Origin of the sequence: Streptomyces sp. NPDC005898, assembly GCF_040629635.1 — a bacterium.
In the GTDB taxonomy this organism is placed as follows: domain Bacteria; phylum Actinomycetota; class Actinomycetes; order Streptomycetales; family Streptomycetaceae; genus Streptomyces.
The window spans coordinates 1-2,741 of the sequence record NZ_JBEXWC010000057.1; the positions used below are offsets into that span (position 1 = coordinate 1).

The 2,741-nt window shown below is 71.4% G+C and carries 1 protein-coding gene; it reads right to left on the bottom strand.

The genetic code is table 11. The annotated features are described in order from the left end of the window. The coding region (locus ABZ385_RS33195) for a condensation domain-containing protein (RefSeq protein WP_358914198.1) at positions 1-2,705 on the bottom strand (2,705 nt) is incomplete at its 3' end. Positions 2,706-2,741 lie beyond the last annotated feature (36 nt).

The window sequence follows — 2,741 nt, forward strand, 5'->3', positions numbered from 1 at the left end:
AACCCGTACCAGCCATCCGTCGCCGTGAACAACCGCGTCACATTCCGGTGCTCGACCATCACGCCCTTCGGCGTCCCCGTCGACCCCGACGTATAAATCACATACGCCAGATCACCAGGCCCCGAACCCACCTCCACCCGATCCAGATCCGCATCGGACAACCCGGCCCACACCCCGGCATCCACCCGCACATCCACCACCGGGACATCCGGGACGGCAAGGCCGTCGGGCAGTCCGCCGTCCACGACCAGGACACGCGGGGCACTGTCCCGCACCACGTGGTCGAGTCGCTCGACGGGCGCGGCCGGGTCCATCGGCACATAGCCGCCGCCCGCCTTCAGGACCGCGAGCACGCACACGACGATCCACTCGCTGCGCGGCAGGCACAGTCCGACCCTGACGTCGGGCCCCACACCCAGGTCACGCAGGTGACGCGCCAAGCGGTTGGCCCGGGCGTTGAGTTCGCCGTACGTCAGCGCACGGCCCTCGAACTCCACCGCCACCGCGTCCGGCGCACCCGCCACCACACCCTCGAACCACTCATGCACACACCGCTCCTGTGCCACCAGACCGGCCGGAGCCTCGTTCCACTCCTCCACCACACGCCGACGCTCGGCGGCCGGCAGGACGTCGATGTCAAGGGCCCCGGTGGCGGCGCCGTCGCTCGCGGCGAGCGCGGAGACGATGCCGGACAGCGCCGTCTCGACGTATCCGACGAGCGCCTCGCACCGCACGGAGTCGTCCACGCGCACGTGCAGAGCGAGTTCGCTGCCGAAGTCGTCGAGCGAGACCACCAGCGGGTAGTTGATCGCGTCGGCCTCCGCCAGCCAGTGGATGCCCTGGCCCGCGACCGCGGACCCGGTCGTGTCGCCGTGGCCCGGCTCGAAGTGCCGGACGTTGATCACCGCGCTGAACAACGGGGTGTCGGCGTCCAGGCCGCTGCAGCGCTGCGCCAGGCTCAGCGCGCTCTGCTCGCGGGCGATCAGCTCCTTCAGGCCGGCGTCGACCTCCGCGACGAGGTCCTTGACGGAGCGATCCGCGAGGCGCACCCGCAGCGGCAGGGTGTTGATGAAGTTCCCGAGCATGCCCTCCACACCGGGAACACCCTGCAGGCGACCGGACATCACGGTTCCGAACACGACGTCGTCGCTGCCGGCGGCCGCGGCCGTGACGCACGCCCACGCGGCGTGGAACAGGGTGGCGGGGCTGATGTGCAGCCGCTTGGCCTGGGCGCGCACCTCGGCCGTGAGGTCGGCGGGCAGAGCGCGGCGCAACTGCGGGTACCGGTGGCCGTCACCGTGCACGTCCGTCAGACCGAACGGCGTGGTCGGCTCGGTGACGTCCGCGAGCATGGTCCGGAAGTGGGCCTCCCCGTCGTCGGCGGTCGTCTCGCGCAGGGTGTGGGCGACGAAGTCGCGGTACGGCGCGGGCGCCTTGAGCAGCGCGGCTCGGCCCGCCATGTGGGTCGCCAGCTCCTGCAGGACGAGCCGCAGTGTCGTGGCGTCCTCGATGAGGTGATGGGCGCTCAGGAGCATGTAGCGCCGCTCGGAGTGCGGGTCCTCGGCGACGAGGAGCCGCAGCAGGGGTGCGCCGTCGACCCGCATGCGCCGGGGGCTGTCCAGCAGGGCGCGCGCCTGCTCCTCGGCGTCCATGCCGGCGTCGAGGCGCGTCCGCTCGACCGTCAGACGGGCGGTGCGGTGCACTACCTGCACGGGCTCGGGCAGGTCGGCGGTGAGCACGGCGGTGCGCAGCACGTCGTGCCGGTCGATCAACGCCTGCAGCGCCTCCGTGAAGGAGACGCACACCTTTTCGTCGTCGGCGGCGAGGAGGACGGAGACCAGGTAGGGGTCGTTGGCCGGGTCGAGGAGGTGGTGGAAGAGGATGCCCTCCTGCGCGGGCGCCAGCGGATAGACGTCTTGGACGTTGGGCGCGCCGCCGGGCACGGTGGCGACGACCGTGTCGATCTGTTCCTGGGTCAACGCGACCAGGGGCAGCATGTCCGGGGTGATGCGCGGGCAGCCGAGCGGGATCAGGTTCGGCGGCACGCCGTCGTCCGTGACGTCGGTGTGGGCCCGTGCCCCGTCGATCTCCTCCGCGAGGCGGGCCAGCGTCGGGCTGCTGAACATGCTGCGCACCGAGACCTCGTGGCCCAGCTCCTTCAGCTTGGCCGCCAGGACCGTGATGAGCAGGGAATGGCCGCCGAGCTCGAAGAAGTTGTCGTCGGCGCCGACGCGGGCCTCGTCGAAACCGAGGAGCTCCGCCCAGACCGCGGCGAGCGCCCGCTCGGTGGGGGTGCTCGGCGCCACGTACGCGCGCTGGGTGTAGGCGTCGATGGCGGGGGCCGGCAGGGCCTTGCGGTCGAGCTTGCCGTTGGTGGTCAGCGGCAGGGTGTCCAGGGCGATGTAGGCGCTGGGGACCATGTACTCGGGGAGCGTGCGCTCGACGTGCCGCCCGAGCTCGGCGCGCAGGTCCGTCTTCGCGTGCGCGTCCTCCAGGACGACGTACGCGACGAGCTGCTTGTTGCCGGGCTGGTCCTCGCGGGCCATGACCACGCAGGAGCGGACCGCTTCGTGTCCGGCGAGGGCGGCTTCGATCTCCCCGAGCTCGATGCGGAAGCCACGGATCTTGACCTGATCGTCGTTGCGACCCAGGTACTCCAGGGACCCGTCCGCCCACTGCCGCACCAGATCACCCGTCTTGTACATCCGCGCCCCGCCACGACCCCGGAAGGGATCCGACAC